At 71.4% G+C, this 15398-nt stretch carries 13 protein-coding genes; 11 read left to right on the forward strand and 2 right to left on the reverse strand.

Annotated features, from left to right (window positions below; translation table 11 throughout):
• Nucleotides 1–23 precede the first annotated feature (23 nt).
• From LG274_RS10995 to LG274_RS11045, 11 genes are all read left to right on the forward strand, one after another.
• Nucleotides 24–947 carry a glycosyltransferase family 2 protein gene (locus tag LG274_RS10995; protein ID WP_404464447.1) on the forward strand — a complete coding sequence of 308 codons (924 nt, stop codon included), beginning with the start codon at nucleotides 24–26 and terminating at the stop codon, nucleotides 945–947.
• Nucleotides 944–2026 carry a glycosyltransferase gene (locus LG274_RS11000; protein WP_404464449.1) on the forward strand — a complete coding sequence of 361 codons (1083 nt, stop codon included), beginning with the start codon at nucleotides 944–946 and terminating at the stop codon, nucleotides 2024–2026. The genes LG274_RS10995 and LG274_RS11000 overlap by 4 nt, the downstream gene beginning before the upstream one ends.
• Nucleotides 2026–3162, forward strand: coding sequence for an RNA-binding protein (locus tag LG274_RS11005; protein WP_404464451.1), 1137 nt, complete (start codon nucleotides 2026–2028; stop codon nucleotides 3160–3162). The genes LG274_RS11000 and LG274_RS11005 overlap by 1 nt, the downstream gene beginning before the upstream one ends.
• Complete coding sequence (locus LG274_RS11010) at nucleotides 3159–3944, forward strand: cytidylyltransferase domain-containing protein (protein ID WP_404464453.1); 786 nt, start codon at nucleotides 3159–3161, stop codon at nucleotides 3942–3944. Before LG274_RS11005 ends, LG274_RS11010 begins: the two co-directional genes overlap by 4 nt.
• Nucleotides 3941–6184, forward strand: coding sequence for an N-acetylneuraminate synthase family protein (locus LG274_RS11015; RefSeq protein WP_404464455.1), 2244 nt, complete (start codon nucleotides 3941–3943; stop codon nucleotides 6182–6184). The genes LG274_RS11010 and LG274_RS11015 overlap by 4 nt, the downstream gene beginning before the upstream one ends.
• On the forward strand, nucleotides 6175–7314 hold the full coding sequence (locus LG274_RS11020; RefSeq protein WP_404464457.1) for a glycosyltransferase: 1140 nt from the start codon (nucleotides 6175–6177) through the stop codon (nucleotides 7312–7314). The genes LG274_RS11015 and LG274_RS11020 overlap by 10 nt, the downstream gene beginning before the upstream one ends.
• The gene (locus LG274_RS11025; RefSeq protein WP_343282273.1) at nucleotides 7311–8456 is read left to right on the forward strand and encodes an acyltransferase; all 1146 of its coding nucleotides are present in this window, start codon (nucleotides 7311–7313) and stop codon (nucleotides 8454–8456) included. The genes LG274_RS11020 and LG274_RS11025 overlap by 4 nt, the downstream gene beginning before the upstream one ends.
• The gene (locus tag LG274_RS11030) at nucleotides 8453–9490 is read left to right on the forward strand and encodes a glycosyltransferase family 4 protein (RefSeq protein WP_343282274.1); all 1038 of its coding nucleotides are present in this window, start codon (nucleotides 8453–8455) and stop codon (nucleotides 9488–9490) included. The genes LG274_RS11025 and LG274_RS11030 overlap by 4 nt, the downstream gene beginning before the upstream one ends.
• Before the next feature lie 16 nt (nucleotides 9491–9506).
• Nucleotides 9507–10469 carry a glycosyltransferase family 2 protein gene (locus LG274_RS11035; protein WP_404464460.1) on the forward strand — a complete coding sequence of 321 codons (963 nt, stop codon included), beginning with the start codon at nucleotides 9507–9509 and terminating at the stop codon, nucleotides 10467–10469.
• A gap of 10 nt (nucleotides 10470–10479) precedes the next feature.
• On the forward strand, nucleotides 10480–11613 hold the full coding sequence (locus LG274_RS11040; RefSeq protein ID WP_343282276.1) for a glycosyltransferase: 1134 nt from the start codon (nucleotides 10480–10482) through the stop codon (nucleotides 11611–11613).
• Between the two features lie 320 nt (nucleotides 11614–11933).
• Entirely contained in the window at nucleotides 11934–12779 is an 846-nt protein-coding gene (locus tag LG274_RS11045) for a glycosyltransferase family 4 protein (protein ID WP_343282277.1), read from the forward strand.
• Here LG274_RS11045 and LG274_RS11050 read toward each other — a convergent pair.
• Together LG274_RS11050 and rfbA are read right to left on the reverse strand one after the other, a co-directional pair.
• Nucleotides 12751–14349 carry a glycosyltransferase family 39 protein gene (locus tag LG274_RS11050; protein WP_343282278.1) on the reverse strand — a complete coding sequence of 533 codons (1599 nt, stop codon included), beginning with the start codon at nucleotides 14347–14349 and terminating at the stop codon, nucleotides 12751–12753. The two genes, LG274_RS11045 and LG274_RS11050, sit on opposite strands and share 29 nt — an antisense overlap.
• The gene (gene rfbA / locus LG274_RS11055) at nucleotides 14346–15215 is read right to left on the reverse strand and encodes a glucose-1-phosphate thymidylyltransferase RfbA (protein ID WP_298714195.1); all 870 of its coding nucleotides are present in this window, start codon (nucleotides 15213–15215) and stop codon (nucleotides 14346–14348) included. Before rfbA ends, LG274_RS11050 begins: the two co-directional genes overlap by 4 nt.
• Between the last annotated feature and the right edge of the window lie 183 nt (nucleotides 15216–15398).

Raw genomic sequence — 15398 nt, forward strand, 5'->3', positions numbered from 1 at the left:
GAGTCTGCCTGCCGGAGGACCCCATGCCCGAGATCGTCCCCGAACCGTCCGTCACGGTGGTGATCCCGCACTACGGGGACCCGGCTCCCACGGCGGCACTCGCTGCCTCCCTCCTGGAATCCCGGTCCACCTGCCTGGCCGGCGTCGTCGTCGCCGATGACGCCTCGCCCGTCCCCTACCCGGGCAGCGACGACGCCCGCCTCACCGTGGTGCGTCGTCCCGCCAACGGGGGCTTCGGCGCGAACGTGAACACCGGTCTGGCCGAGGTCCGCACGGAGTACGCCCTCGTGCTCAACTCGGACGCGCTCATCACGGGCGAGCAGATCGACGCGCTCGTGGCCGCGGCGGCACCGTTCCAGCCGGCTGTGGTGAGCCCGCAGGTGGTGAATGAGGACGGGACGCCTCAGTGGTCCGGGCGTCACTTCCCCACCGTGCTGCACCAGACCGTCGAGTGGCTCACTCCGCTCGCCCGGTTCCGCCACCTGCCCCTGCTGCACGAGGCCGTGGGCCATGACGTGCACGCGGCTGAGGCCACCGAGCCCGTGCCCGTGGACTGGGTGATGGGCGCCGTGATGCTGCTGCCGATGGCCGAGGTCCGCGCGGTGGGGGGCTTCGACGAGGCCTACTTCATGAACTCCGAGGAGGTGGACCTCCAGCGGCGGCTCCGCCAGCGGGGGATCCCCTCGATCGTGATTCCCACCATCCACGTCACGCATGGCCTGCACGGCTCCACGGATCCGCTGCGGCGTCGCGCGTGGCTCGTGGACTCGCGGTTCCGCTACGCCCGCAAGTTCGGCCGGCCGCGCGCGCTCAGGGCCGCGCTCACCGCGGCCACGGGTGCCAACCTCGCCGTCAACGCCCTTCGGCAGGCCCGGGGCACGGACGTGGACGCGCGCCGTGTGGCGAAGGACGAGCTGCGCCTGATCTGGCGGGGGACCCGCCGATGACCGCCCGCACCTACACCGTCCTCGCGCCCCTGGGCTCCACTCCCGCCCGCGTCGGCGTGCCCGCAGGGCGCCGCACCGAGCGCCTGTTCCTCGTCTCGCCCGCCTTCCACGGCTATCACCGCTCCATCGCCCGCGCGTGGGCGCAGCAGGGCTTCGACGTCACGGTGCACTGCTACGACGCGTACGCCACCCCCGCCATGAAGCTGCGCAACAAGGCCCTCCTGGAGCTGCCGCAGAGGGTCGGCATGGACCGCACGGCCGCCCGCGTCGCGTGGGACACCCAGCGGGCGGTCGCCGCCCTGCGTGAGGCCCGCCCGGACCGCGTGCTCGTCATCAAGGGCGACTCCCTCGGCGAGCAGTTCTGGGACGAGGTCCGAGCGCTCGGCGTGCCCCGCATGCTGTGGCTCTACGACGACCTCCACCGTCACGACTACTCCCTGGACTTCCTGCGCACCGTGGGTCCCGTGCTGAGCTATGCCCGCTCCGAGGCGGACGAGCTCACGGCCGACGGCGTGGACGCCCACTATCTGCCCAACGGCTTCGACCCGGACCTGGACGTGCCCCCCCTCGAACGGAGGGACGAGCTCGTGTTCGTGGGCTCGCGCTACCCCAACCGTGTGGAGCTGCTCGAACGCCTCGCCGCCGCGGGCGTCCCCGTGCGCGCCTACGGCCGGCAGTGGAGCCACCACCCCGTGGACCGCCTGCGGACGTGGGAGCTGCGCCGCCCGGCCCTGCCCGCCGAGCGGGACATCCCCCTCAACGAGGCCTACGCCGTGCAGGCCGCCGCCGCCGGCGCCATCAACGTCCACGGCCTGCAGGCCGGCCATGCGATGCGCACCTTCGAGGTCCCCGGCATGGGCGGGCTCCAACTGGTGGACCGGGCGGACGTGGCGGAGTTCTACGAGCCCGGCGCGGAGGTCCTCGTGTTCGAGAGCCCCGAGCACCTCGTGGAGCTGGGCTCCCGCGCGGTGCGCGAGCCCGCGTGGGGCGAGCGCATCCGCGCCGCCGGCCGCCGCCGCTCCCACGCGGAGCACACCTTCGCGCACCGCGCCGCCGCCGCGCAGGACTGGTGGACCTGATGGCCGGCGGCGCTGACGCCCCCCTGTTCTGCAGGCCCGAGGACCTGCCCCGGTGGCAGCGGTGGCAACGGGCCCAGTGGCCGGCCTCGCGGCGCGCTGCGGACGCCGCGCGCTCTGCCATCCGTGCCGCCCGGGGCACCGCGGCCGGCGCCGAGAGCCCGATGCTGATGCTCCCCGAGGGGGAGGTCCACTCGCTCGTGGCGCTGGAGTCCTTCGGCCCCACGCAGCTCGCCGCGCTGGCCGCGCCCGTCGCGGCCCTGCCGCCGGAGGCTGCCGCCGGCGTCGGATGGGTCCTCCCCGGGGAGGCCACCGCGGAGCAGATCGCGGCGTTGCCGGGGGCACGGACCCCGGGCGTGCGCCTGACGCCGATCCCTGCGGGCGCTGGGCCGTTGCTGCTGCCCCGCCTCGCAGGGCTGCGCCGCGTGCTGGTGGCGGGGGAGTACCTGCCCTCCGGCCGCGCGGCCGTGCGCTGGGCCCGCGAGCGCGGCGCCGAGGTGGCGGTGGTGCAGCACGGACTGCTCGCCGTCTCCACCCCGCCGGTGCCTCGCGCGAGCACGCTCTACGCCTTCACCTCCGAGGACGCCGCGTGGTGGACACAGGGCCGCGCCGACGTGCGCGTCCGCGCGGTCGGGTCCGCCCTCCTGGAGGACGCCCGTCGGACCGCGGCGCACCGGCCCGCCTGCCCCGACGCCGCGGGCCCCGGCGTCTTCCTCGGCCAGCTGCACGGCGCCGAGCTGCCCCGTGCTGACTTCGCCCGGGCGGCGGAGGACTACATCCGCGTCACCGGTGCCGTGTACCGCCCGCATCCGGCCGAGAAGGACCGACTCTCCCGTGCACAGCACGCCCGCTGGGAGGCGCAGGGCATCACCGTGGACCGCTCCGACGTCCCGCTCACGCAGACCACGGGCCCCGTGGTCTCGGTCTTCTCCACGGGCGTGCTGGAGGCGGCGCAGTCGGGCCGGCCCGCGTGGGTCACCCACCCCGACCCGCCGGCGTGGCTCGAGGGGTTCTGGGAGCGCTACGGCATGCGCCGCTGGACGCCGGGCCACCGGCCCGATCCCACGCCGCCGCTGGCCTCGCCCACCGCCGACCCCGCCGCCGCCATCGCGGCCGACCTCTGGAGGACCGCCTCATGAGCATCCTGTGCGTCATCCCCGTGCGCGGCGGCTCCCGTGGCCTGCCGGGCAAGAACGTCCGCCTGCTCGGCGGCCACCCGCTCGTGGCGTGGACCATCCAGTCCGCGCTCGAGGCGGAGGCGGACCTGCACGTGGTGGTCTCCACGGACTCCGAGGAGATCGCCGAGGTGGCCACGCGCTACGGCGCGGACGTGCCCGGCCTGCGCCCTGCGGAGCTCGCGCAGGATGAGACGCCCACCGAACCCGTGATCGAGCACCACCTGGCCATGGAGCGCGCCGCCGGCGTCGAGCCGGAGGCCGTGATGCTGCTGCAGGCCACCAGCCCGCTGCGCCTGCCCGGCACGCTGGACCGCGCCGTCGCACAGTTCCGCGCCACCGGCGTGGACTCCCTCGTCGGCGTCGTGCCGGTCTCCCCGTTCGTGTGGCGCCATGCACCGGACCCGGCGGCGGCCCCCATCCCGGACTTCGACGTCACGCACCGCAAGCGCCGTCAGGACATGACGCGCACGGACCTGCGCTTCCGGGAGAACGGCTCGCTCTACCTCACGAAGCCGTGGGTGTACGACGAGCTCCACAACCGCCTCGGCGGCCGGATCGGCATGCTGGAGCTGGACGACCTCGAGGGCGTGGACATCGACACCGAGCTCGACTTCGCCCTCGCAGAGCAGCAGATGGACCAGTACCTGGCCGTGCACAAGGTGCTGCAGAAGCACCCCGAGCTCGCCCGTCCCCTCAGCACCGAGCCGCTCGCCGGCCCCCCGAGCGCAGGAGCAGCACTGTGATCATCGAACGCCACCTCACCCCCTACCTCGTCTTCCCCGAGGACTCCCTGCTGATCGCCCTCCAGAAGATGACCGACAACCGCGAGCGGATCGTCTTCGTGGTGGACTCCCACGGCTACCTCCAGGGCTCGCTGACCGACGGCGACTTCCGCCGCTGGCTGCTGGCCAGCCCCGGCGCCTCGCTCGAGGTGGCCGCCGTGGAGGCCGCCCACCGCGCGCCCGCCACGGGCCTGCTGGGCGCCACGCCCCAGGAGGTGCTCGCGGCCCTGCCCGAGGGCGCCCTGCACCTGCCGCTGCTGGACGAGCGCGGCCGCCTCGCCGCCCTCGCGATCAACCGGGAGGCCGAGCTGCGCATCGGCTCCCACCGGATCGGGGAGGGCCACCCGGCGTTCCTCATCGCGGAGATCGGCAACAACCACCAGGGCAGAGTGGACCTGGCCCGCGAGCTCGTGGACCTGGCCGTGGAGGCCGGAGCGGACGCCGTGAAGTTCCAGCTGCGGGACATGGACGCCCTCTACCGGAAGGCCGGCGGTGCGACGGCGGGAGAGGACCTCGGCGCGCAGCGCACCCTGGACGAGCTCACCAAGTTCTCCCTCTCGGCGGAGGACATGGTGCGGGTGTTCGACCACACCCGCGACGCCGGCGTCGCCCTGATGTGCACGCCGTGGGACGCCCCCTCGATGCAGGTGCTGGCGGACTACCCGGTGGACGGGGTGAAGATCGCCTCGGCGGACCTCACCAACCACGGCCTGCTGCGCGACGCGGCCTCCCGCGGGATCCCGATGGTGCTCTCCACGGGCATGTCCCGCGAGGAGGAGATCCGCGAGTCCGCAGCGCTCGTGCGCTCGTACGGCGTGCCGTTCGCCATGCTGCACGCGCAGTCCACCTACCCCGCGCCCTACAAGGACGTGAACCTGGCCTATCTGGACCGCCTGGCGGAGATCGCCCAGGCCCCGGTGGGCTACTCCGGCCACGAGCGGGGCTTCCACGTGGCCCTGGCCGCCGTCGTGAAGGGCGCCTCGATCGTGGAGAAGCACTTCACCGTGGACCGCTCCCTCGAGGGCAACGACCACAAGGTCTCCCTCCTGCCGGAGGAGTTCGCGCAGATGGTCCGGCAGACGCGGGAGATCGAGGAGTCCATCGGAACGGCCGGGGAGCGCGTGGTCTCCACGGGCGAGGCGATGAACCGCATCAACCTGGCCAAGTCCCTGGTGGCGGCCCGTCCGCTGCAGGCCGGCGTCACGATCACCGCCGACGACGTGACCGTGAAGTCCCCGGGCCGCGGCCTGCAGCCCAACGAGCTGCCGCGTCTGGTCGGCCGCACCCTCCACCGCCCCATGGCCGAGGGCGACTTCTTCTTCGCCGGCGACCTCACGGACACCGTCCCCACGGGGCGCGACTTCGAGTTCAACCGCCCGTGGGGCCTGCCCGTGCGCTACCACGACGTCGAGGCGCTGACGAAGGACTGCACCCCGGACTTCCTGGAGTTCCACTTCTCCTACAAGGACCTCGAGATCGACATCGACTCGGTGTTCACCGAGCCCATGCCGATGGGCTTCACCACCCACCTGCCGGACATCTTCTCCGGTGACTTCCTCGTGGACCTGGCCAGCGACGACGACGCCGTGTGGGAGCGCTCGATCGCCGAGGTGCAGCGCACGATCGACATCACCCGGGACCTGAAGCGCTGGTTCCCGAACGAGGAGTCTCCCATCATGGTCATCACCATGGGCGGGTTCACCCTGGACCGACACATCCGCCCGGAGGAGCGGCTGCCGAAGTACGAGCGCATCGCCGAGGCCGTGCAGCGCCTGGACACCTCCGGCATCCGGATCGCCGCGCAGACGCTGCCGCCGTTCCCGTGGCTGATGGGCGGCCAGCAGTACCACAACCTGTTCATGGACCCGGACGACACGGTGGCGTTCGTGGAGGCCACCGGCGTGCCGCTGTGCCTGGACGTCTCCCACTCGAAGCTCTCGGCCACGTTCCTGGGGATCCCCTTCTCCGAGATGGTGGAGAAGCTGGCCCCGCACACCATCCACCTGCACCTCGTGGACGCCACGGGCGTGGACGGCGAGGGTCCGCAGATCGGAGAGGGCGACGTGGACTGGCCCGTGCTGTGCGAGCAGCTGGACCGCCTGGCCCCCGGGGTGAGCTTCATCCCGGAGATCTGGCAGGGCCACATCAACAACGGTGAGGGCTTCTGGACGGCCCTGGATCGCCTGGAGCAGTGGCTGTGATCCGCGAGGCCGCGACGACCACTCCGGCCCCGCTGACGCTCTGGGTGGTGCCGGTCGCCGACCTCGGCGGCGTGGCCCGGCACGTCCTCGACGTCGCACGCGTCGGCCTGCCCGGCCTGCGTCTGGGGGTGCTCTGCCCCGAGGGGCCGCTCGCCGAGCGCCTGCGCGAGCAGGGCGCGGCGGTGTTCACGGGGGACGTCGGGCCCGACGCCGGCCTGGCCGCCTCGGTGCGCACGCTCCGCACGGCGGTGCGCACCCTGCGCCCGGCCGCGGTCCACACGCACCTGGCCTACGCCGACCTCGCGGCCTTCACGGCGCTGGGCGCGGGGCGGGCCCTGCGGCGGGCCGGTGCGCCGGCGCTGCTCAGCACCGAGCACGGGATCGCCCCGGACGACGGGCTGTACAACCGCGCCGCGGCGGCCCGGGTGAAGAACGCCGCGCACCGCGCCCGGCTGCGCGGCACGGACCTCGTGATCGCGGTGGCGCAGTCCACCGCGGACGTGCTGCGCCGCAAATGGGGCGCGGGGGCGCCCCTCACCGTGGTGCGCAACGGCGTGGACGGGCCCGCGGTGCGCGCCGCGGCCGCGGGGCAGCGGCGCGCACCGGGGGAGGGGTTGCGGATCCTCTCCCTGTCCCGGCTGGCCCCCGAGAAGAACCTCGACCGGCTGATCGCCGCACTGCCCGCCCTGCTGGAGCGCGACCCCGGGGCGCGGTTGACGTTGGCCGGCACCGGGCCGCTCGCGGCGGCGCTGCGTGCGCAGGCCGAGGACCTCGGCGTCGCGGATGCGGTCGACCTGCCCGGCTTCGTGGAGCCGTGGGGCACCATGGCCGAGCACGACGTGCTGGTGCAGCTCTCCTCTTGGGAGAACCTCAGCTACACCCTGCTCGACGCCGCGGCCGCCGGCCTGCCCGCCGTCGCCACGGATGTGGGCGGCAACGGAGAGATCCTGCCGCCTGAGCGCCTGGTCCACGAGACCACCCCGGCGGCCATCGCTGACGCCGTCGTGCGTGCCGCGGCCGACGGCCCGGGCGAGGTGCGCGTGGGCGACGTGGAGACCATGGCTCGGGCCACCGCCGAGGCGACCCTCGAGGTGCTCGGGCGCCGGGCGGGGAAGGGCGGGCACCGATGACCGCGGCAAGCCCGAACGAGCCGGGATCGGCGTCGGTGGCCCCGGCCGAGAAGCGCGTCCCAGGACCCCGGTTCCGCGAGCTGGACGGTCTCCGGGGGATCGCGGCGCTCGCGGTCGTGTTCTCGCACTTCGGCGGGACGCACAATTTCCACTACCGCGACGATCCCCCGGCTTTTCATGACTTCGTCTGGGGTGGCACGGGGGTCCAGCTGTTTTTTTTTATCAGCGGTTTCGTGATCCTCATGACCGCGCGCCGTGCCTCGCGTCCCAGCGATTTCGTCATCTCCCGAGTGGCGCGGCTGTACCCGCCGTACTGGCTCTCGCTTGCATTCGCCGTCGTGATCCTCGCCCTCGTTCAGGTGCCGGGGTACTCGCTGAGTCCGGGGCAGATCTTCGTCAATCTCACGATGGTCCAACGATGGTTGCTGGTCGACGATGTGGTCGACGTCTACTGGACCCTGGCGGTCGAGATGCAGTTCTACGCACTTGTCTTGACCCTCCTCATCCTCAGCCGGTGTCGCCTGTCGGACCGTCTGGTCCTGTGGGCATGCCTGGGTTGGTCTGTGTTGTCCTGGACGGTGGTGGCTGTGACTTCACAGGCCGCGGCGCCACGCCCAGCGGGGGACCCCACGTGGGTCAAACTCGTCAACAACATCACTGTTGCCGAGTATGCGCCCATGTTCGTCCTGGGCATGGTGGTGTTCCTGGCACGGGAGACGGGTCGCCACCGACGAGCGGTGGCCGCAGCCTATGCATCGGCTGTCGTGAGCCCCTTCGTCTTGCGCGACATGACCCTTGGTCTCTGGGTGCTGGCAGCGGCGACCCTGTTCACTGCTGTGGCCCTCCGACGAAGGACGTGGCTCCTCACAACGCCGCCCTTCCAGTTCTACGGCCGGATCAGCTACTCCCTGTACATCATCCACGTCATTCCCGGTTATCTGGTCATCCATGCTCTATGGCCATACGTAGGCCGGAACATGGCCATGCTCGTGGCCTTGGCCGTGGTCTCCGTACTCGCCTGGGCCCTGCAGAGGTACGGCGAGGAGCACCTCGGCCGCGCGGCCAAGCGGGGGCTGACCCGCGTCCGCTCCATCATGGACGCGCGGACCGGACATCCCCGATCCCGGGAGCCGGCCCGATGAACGGACGCATCTGGATCCTGGCGAACCAGGGTGAGGTGGGCGGCGGCGAGGTGATGCTGCACCACCTCGCCACGGCCCTGCGCGAGATCGGGCGGGACGTGGGCGTCGTGGCCCCGGCGCACCCGGCCGAGACCGCCGATCGCCTGGCCGCGGACGGCTTCGACGTGGTCCGACTGGGTGGGCCCGGACGCCTGGGGTATCTGCGCGCTCTCCGCGCCTGGGACCGTGGCCGAGGCGGGGACGACGTCGCGTGGTGCAACGGGCTGCTGCCGGCGACGGCGCTGGCCGGTCGGCCGCGCCGGATCGTGCACCTGCACCAGGTGCCCGAGAAGCCGCTTCTGCGCGTGTTCTCCGCCCTGGCGCGTCCCGGTGCGCTCGCGGTCCTCGTGCCCTCCCGATTCGCGGCGGACCGCATCCGCGGGGCCCGCGTGCTCCACAACTGGGTTCCGGCCCCGACGACGCCGCAGACACGGCGGGCCCGCGGTGCCGATGAGCCGGCGACCGTGGGCTTCCTTGGCCGCCTGTCCGAGGACAAGGGCATCCTCACCCTGCTGGAGGCCGCCGCGCTGCTGCGGAGGACCGACCCGGGTGCTTTCGTGTTCCGCATCGCGGGGGAGAGCCGGTTCGTGGCGGAGGACGAGGCCGAGCGACTCACCACCGCCCTGACGGCAGCCGGTGAGGACGTCCAGGTGCTCGGCTGGCAGGACACGGGCGAGTTCCTGACCACCGTGGGCGTGCTGGCCGTGCCATCACATGCGGCGGAGTCCTTCGGCCTCGTGGCGGCCGAGGCGATGGCCGCGGGCGTTCCGGTGGTGGCCTCCGATGCGGGGGCCGTTCCCGAGGTGGTCGGCAGCGATCACCCCTTCGTTGTTCCGCAGCGGGACGCTGCCGCGCTCGCGGACTGCCTGCGGGCGGTACGAGCGGTCGATCTGGGCGCGGTGGCCCACTCCCAGCGGAACCGCTGGGAGTCGCTGTTCTCTCCCGAGGCCGGCCGTGCCGCCGTCGCCGAGCTCCTGGATGACCTGTCCCTATGATCCCCGCGGAGGACTCATGACCGAGACGCCCCTGACCCCCGAGGCCAGCGTGATCGTCCCCAGCCGGGGCGGCGCCCAGCGGCTGCCGCGCCTGATCGGCGCCCTCGCCGCGCAGGAGGACGCCCCGCCGTTCGAGGTCCACGTGGTCGTGGACGGGGATGTGGACGGGTCGGAAGGGGTGCTCGCGCAGTTGGCCGCAGAGCATCCGGAGCTGGACCTGAGCTGGACCGTCTTCCGGGAGAACCGCGGACGGGTCGCCGCGCTCAACGCAGGTGCCGACGCGACGTCCGGCCGCATCCTCATCCGCGCCGACGACGATCTCGAGCCCGGGCCCCATTACATCCGGGATCACGTGGCCGCGCACGACGACGTGCGGCGCGGCGTGATCGGATTGACGGCCAATGTCCTCCCGGACTCGGCCTATCAGCGCGTCTACGGAGATGCCCAGGACGAAGCGCACCGTCGTCACGCCTACGCCCTTCCGGCAGAGCAGCAGTGGCGGCACTGGGCCGGCAACGTGTCCGTCCCCCGCGCCCTCCACGAGGAGCTCGGCGGCTACGACCCGGACTACCGCCGCTATGGCTGGGAGGACGTGGACTTCGGCTACCGCCTCCACGTCGCCGGGTATCCGGTGGAGATCCGGCCGGAGTTGGAGACCCGTCACCACGCGGCAGCGGTCACCACCTACACCAAGGCGCGCCGGGCTCTGCATTCCGGGTCCGCCCGGCAGATCTTCATCGCCAAGCACGGGGCGGACGCACTCGGCGGGGACCGCGCCCCGGGCGGGCCGTGGGGCGCCGCCGTGCGGGCGGTGGCTGCTCTGAGCACGGAGCGCACGATCCAGTACGGCTCCGCCGTCGTCGAGCGTGCCGCTGTCGTGTTGCCAGCCCTGGTCGCACGAAAACTGATCGCCTTGCAGGTCGAAGCCGCCGCGGAGACCGGACGCACCCGGCCGGGACGTGCCCGCCGACAGTTCTGAGGGGAGCACCATGATCGACATGACACGCGGCCGGATCGCCATCGCCCACGACTACCTCACCCAGAAGGGCGGGGCGGAACGGGTGGTGCTCGCCCTGCATCGGCTGTGGCCGGACGCGCCCATCTACACGACGTTCTACGACGCCGAAGGCACGTTCCCCGAATTCAAGGACGCGCACATCATCACCTCACCCCTCAACCGGGTGGGGCTGCTGCGAAAGGACCCGCGGCGGGCACTGCCGCTGCTGCCCCTGGCCTCCTCACTGATGCACGTGAAGGAGCCGATCGCCGTCGTCTCGACCTCCGGCTGGGCGCATGGATTCCGTTACGACGGCGCCACGCTCGTCTACTGCCACACGCCAGCACGCTGGGTGTATCTAATGGACGACTACCTGGGCGAGGGAGGTCGGAACAGCATCAAGGGCCGGATCGCCCGCGTGCTGCGCCCGGGTCTGCGCAGGTGGGACCGCGCGGCCGTCCGGCGCCGATCGCGCTATGTGGCCAACTCCACGGTGGTGAAGGAGCGGATCGAAGACGTCTACGGGCTCGACGGCGTGGACCTGGTGTTCCCGCCGCACTCCGTGAGCACGGAGGGCCCGCAGGAGCCGATCCCCGGAGCCGAGCGGCTGGCGGAGGACGGTTTCCTGCTCTCGGTCGCGCGGCTCATGCCGTACAAGCACGTGGACGTGGCGATCGAGGCCGCGGCCCGCGCGGGGCGGCCGCTCGTGGTGATCGGCAAGGGCCCAGAGGAGGCCCGGTTGCGGGCGATGGCGGGGGAGGACGTGGTGTTCGGCCAGGACCTCACCGACGCGCAGCTGCGCTGGGCGTACGCACACGCGACAGCACTGATCGCTGCGAGCCACGAGGACTTCGGCATCACGCCGCTCGAGGCGAGCGCGTGGGGCGTGCCCACCGTGGCGCTGCGCGCCGGCGGCTACCTGGACACCATCGTGGACGGCGTCAACGGGGTGTTCGTGGACGCGCCCACCGTGGCGGACGTGACGGACGGCGTCCGGCGGGCCCTGGCAAGGGTCTGGGATCGGGCAGCGATGCAGGCGCATGCCGTGCGGTTCTCGGAGGACGAGTTCGCCCGGCAGATCCGCGCCCTGGTGACGGAATTGCCGGTGGACCCGGCCGCCAAATGAGGTGGGAGGGACCAGTCGATGAGGAACAGGAGAGGGACTTGCGCATCGCGGTGACATATCCCGGGGACCCCACTGATCCCCGGGTCTGGTCAGGCACGCCGGCAGGGCTCATACGGGGCCTGAGGACGGCGGGAGTCGACGTCATCCCGGTCGATGTGACGCCTCCTCAGCACCTCGCGTCGGTCTGGACCCGTGTCGTGTCCGGGCGAGTCCGTCCCTCCGCACACCACCTCCTCACGGTCACCCGTCGAAGCGCGTCCTACGCCGCTCTCATCAGTGCAACCGCTGCGCGGCGCGTCCCTCGTGACGTTGATGCCGTCTTGCAGATCGGCACGGGATACCGAGTGCCGGGCCGGGTGACCGCGACCTTCGAGGACATGACGGTGGCCCAGGCACTCCGCCACGCCTGGGGTGAACTGGCAGAACTGCCCCCGTCTGTTGCGGACGGGCGGAGGCGACTTCAAGCATCGGTCTATCGAGCGGCAGACGTGTGCTTCCTGGCCACCTCTTGGGCCGCGTCCTCGGTGGTCGAGGACTACACCGTCCCCCCAGAGAAGATCGGCCTCACCGGTCTGGGAGTGAATCGACGGGGTGAACCCGCGTGCGACAAGGACTGGACCCACCCCCGCTTCCTTTTCGTCGGCAATGACTGGCATCGCAAGAACGGCGACGCCGTGCTGCAGTCCTTCGGGGAACTGCACGAGCAACGGCCCGATGCGCGCCTGGATCTGGTCGGTGGTGGTGTCCCGTCCACTGTGCACGACCTCCCCGGTGTGGTTCACCACGGTGCTCTTCCCATGGGCGATCCGCAGGCACAGCGTCGTCTGGCCGGGCTCTTCGCGCAGGCGACCTGCCTGGTGGTGCCCAGCCGTCTGGAACCGGCCGGCATTGTCTACGCAGAGGCCGGGAGCATGGGGATCCCCTCGATCGGGACGACTGTCGGCGGGGCGGCCGACATGATCGGCGACGGCGGACTCGTGGTGGACCCGACCGACCTCGACGCGCTGACGCAGGCCATGGTCCGTCTGGCCGACCATGCCATGGCGCAGGAGGCCGGCGCGAGAGCCCGCCGACACGCGGAAGGCCTCACATGGGAGGCCGTCGGCCTCAGGGTCGCGGAACGGCTCTGGAGGGCTGTCACCGACACTCGGGAAGCGCCTGAATGACGACCTGGTCTGTGCCGCCGATGATGTACTTCGGGTATTCAAGTACCTCCACATGACCGTTCTCGACGGCGGGGGTGCCTTGGGAGACGATGACACACTGACGCGAGTCGGCGAACTGGCCGGCCCAGGACCCGACGACTTCCGGGCGTGCCTCGCTCTCCCCCACGGAGCTGTCCGAGTGGTAGCCGACCCACGCGAAGCCGGCGTCTACATCCTGTGCGTCCACTCCGCGGGACACCAGTTCCTCAGCTGTGCGCCAGACTGCGCCCGTGCTGGCCCAGGTGTGTGCGGTGATCAGGGAGGTCACCAGCAACAGGATCGCACCAGCAGCGGCCGCGAGGAACGACCTGGTGGCGTTCAACCGGATCCCCATGAGCGCGAGGATGGCGACGGGGGCGATGAGCGGGAAGAAGTACCGCTCGAACATGGCCTGCCCGGAGAGGGTCTGCAGAAAGGTGCCTGCCCCGTACAGCCCTAGGAACGCTGTGAGCACGGCGGGGACGACCGTCCAACGGGAGGGCCTGGGTAGGCGCGCGCCGGGGGTCCAGGACAAACGCGTGGCCAGGCACACGAGTCCGACAATGGACACGAGGGCGGCAGCCCACACCAGGGGGGACGGGACCGTCGACCTGGTCCCATGCAGCATGCCAATATAGGCGCCCTCGGGTGCTAGGTAGTTGCCAAGCAGCATTCCGGGCCCGAGAACGGCCAGTAGTCCCAGGCCGACCGCGGCAGCGGCCCCGGATGAGGCCCATCCCAGGGGTCCGTGCGGACGCCTCGCCGCCAGCGCCAGGGCGGGGGCGCACACGAATAGCAAGGACATCACGGCCATCACAGTGGAGCGAACGGCGTAGGTGACGTTCAGTCCCACATGGGGTGGATCGTCCCCCGTAAGGGAACGGCGCCACAGTTCGAATATGACCAGGGAAGTCAAAGCGACCGCGCTGCCGATCACCACAATGAGTCGACGATCGCGGCGCATCAGCCATGCCACCAGGGAGACGGCGGCGAGGGCTGCGAGTCCCTGCTCCCGCACCGTGACGCTCCACGCGCCCAAAAACAACGCGGCCAGCCAGTGCCAGGCCCGGCCGGATTCGACGAAACGGATGCCGAAGTACAGGGCTGCCACAATGCCCGCCATCATCGGCACGTCGGTCATGTAGGACGTGGAGAGAAGGATGAACCCCGGGGCAAGGCCGACCAGTGCTGTCGCGAGTGTGGCTGACGGTCGTGGCAGGACTCGTCGGGCTGTCGCGTATGAGAAAGCCAGCACGGCAGTCCCGCAAGCCATCACGAAGACGTGTTGCGCGACGATGCTCGAGCCGAGGGGGCCCAGGACAGCCATCATGCCGACCATGGAGGCTCGGTTGAATCCGATCAGATGGAGTGCGCCGGTCTCAGCGAGGTCCGCAGCGATGCGGGAATGTGCCCATGAGTCGTTGTGGGGGATCCACAGTGCGCCGGCGCGGGCGGCCAGCAGAGACGGGCCCACGAGCAGGACGAGCACGAGGGCGCCGACGATCGCGACGTCGACTCCCGGGTATCGGCGCCCGGCGGTCGTCGAGGTCATCGACCAGTCTCCAACAGGTCCAACAGGTACGCCCCGTACCCCGACTTCACGAGCGGCTCGGCGCGTCCGCGCAGCTCATCGTCCGAGAGCAGGCCCATCCGCCAGGCGACCTCCTCCGGCGCACCGACCTTCAGCCCCTGGCGGGACTCGACGGTGCGGATGAAGTTCGAGGCGTCGTTCAGGTCCTTGAACGTGCCGGTGTCCAGCCAGGCGGTGCCGCGGGGCAGGACCTCCACGTTGAGCCGCCCTCGCTCCAGGTAGGTGCGGTTCACGTCCGTGATCTCCAGCTCACCGCGGGCCGAGGGCTTCAGACCCCGGGCGATCTCCACAACATCGTTGTCGTAGAAGTACAGGCCTGGCACGGCGTAGTTCGACTTCGGCTGCGCGGGCTTCTCCTCAAGGGAGACGGCCTTGCCCTCGCCGTCGAACTCCACCACGCCGTAGGCCGTGGGGTCCGCCACCCAATAGCCGAACACCGTGGCACCGTCCACTGCGCTGTGGCGACGCAGCTGCTGGCCCATGCCCGGGCCATAGAAGATGTTGTCCCCGAGCACGAGGGCCACGTGGTCGTCGCCGATGTGCTCCTCGCCGAGGATGAACGCTTGGGCCAGGCCGTCGGGGGAGGGCTGCTGCACGTAGCTGAGCGAGACCCCGAACTGCGAGCCGTCCCCAAGCAGGCGCTGGAACTGTGCGGCGTCGTGCGGGGTGGTGATGATCAGGATGTCGCTGATGCCTGCCAAGATGAGCGTGGACAGCGGGTAGTAGATCATCGGCTTGTCATAGACGGGCACGAGCTGCTTGGAGATGCCGTGGGTGATCGGGTGCAGGCGGGAGCCGGTTCCCCCGGCGAGGATGATGCCCTTCATGGGTCCGATGGTATCGGCTGTGGCGGCGCCCACGGATGTGGGACTGCGGGGCGGCGGTTCCGGGTCATGTGCGCGGCAGTGGTCGAGGCAGATCTCTAGGATCGTCGCATGACTGCCTCCGCCCCGTCTGCGCTGCCCGAGAGCGGCCCTCCCGGCTCCCTGGGGATGCGCTCTCCGGGCGTG

Source organism: Micrococcus antarcticus (genome assembly GCF_044872765.1).
GTDB lineage: Bacteria > Actinomycetota > Actinomycetes > Actinomycetales > Micrococcaceae > Micrococcus.

What these genes read in the sequence shown, in the direction of transcription:
- LG274_RS11030 (WP_343282274.1), top strand. Translation starts at nt 8,453, where the DNA reads ATGAACGGACGCATCTGGATCCTGGCGAACCAGGGTGAGGTGGGCGGC.
- LG274_RS11025 (WP_343282273.1), top strand. Translation starts at nt 7,311, where the DNA reads ATGACCGCGGCAAGCCCGAACGAGCCGGGATCGGCGTCGGTGGCCCCG.
- LG274_RS11010 (WP_404464453.1), top strand. Translation starts at nt 3,159, where the DNA reads ATGAGCATCCTGTGCGTCATCCCCGTGCGCGGCGGCTCCCGTGGCCTG.
- LG274_RS10995 (WP_404464447.1), top strand. Translation starts at nt 24, where the DNA reads ATGCCCGAGATCGTCCCCGAACCGTCCGTCACGGTGGTGATCCCGCAC.
- LG274_RS11035 (WP_404464460.1), top strand. Translation starts at nt 9,507, where the DNA reads ATGACCGAGACGCCCCTGACCCCCGAGGCCAGCGTGATCGTCCCCAGC.
- rfbA (WP_298714195.1), bottom strand. Translation starts at nt 15,215, where the DNA reads ATGAAGGGCATCATCCTCGCCGGGGGAACCGGCTCCCGCCTGCACCCG.
- LG274_RS11005 (WP_404464451.1), top strand. Translation starts at nt 2,026, where the DNA reads ATGGCCGGCGGCGCTGACGCCCCCCTGTTCTGCAGGCCCGAGGACCTG.
- LG274_RS11040 (WP_343282276.1), top strand. Translation starts at nt 10,480, where the DNA reads ATGATCGACATGACACGCGGCCGGATCGCCATCGCCCACGACTACCTC.
- LG274_RS11000 (WP_404464449.1), top strand. Translation starts at nt 944, where the DNA reads ATGACCGCCCGCACCTACACCGTCCTCGCGCCCCTGGGCTCCACTCCC.
- LG274_RS11050 (WP_343282278.1), bottom strand. Translation starts at nt 14,349, where the DNA reads ATGACCTCGACGACCGCCGGGCGCCGATACCCGGGAGTCGACGTCGCG.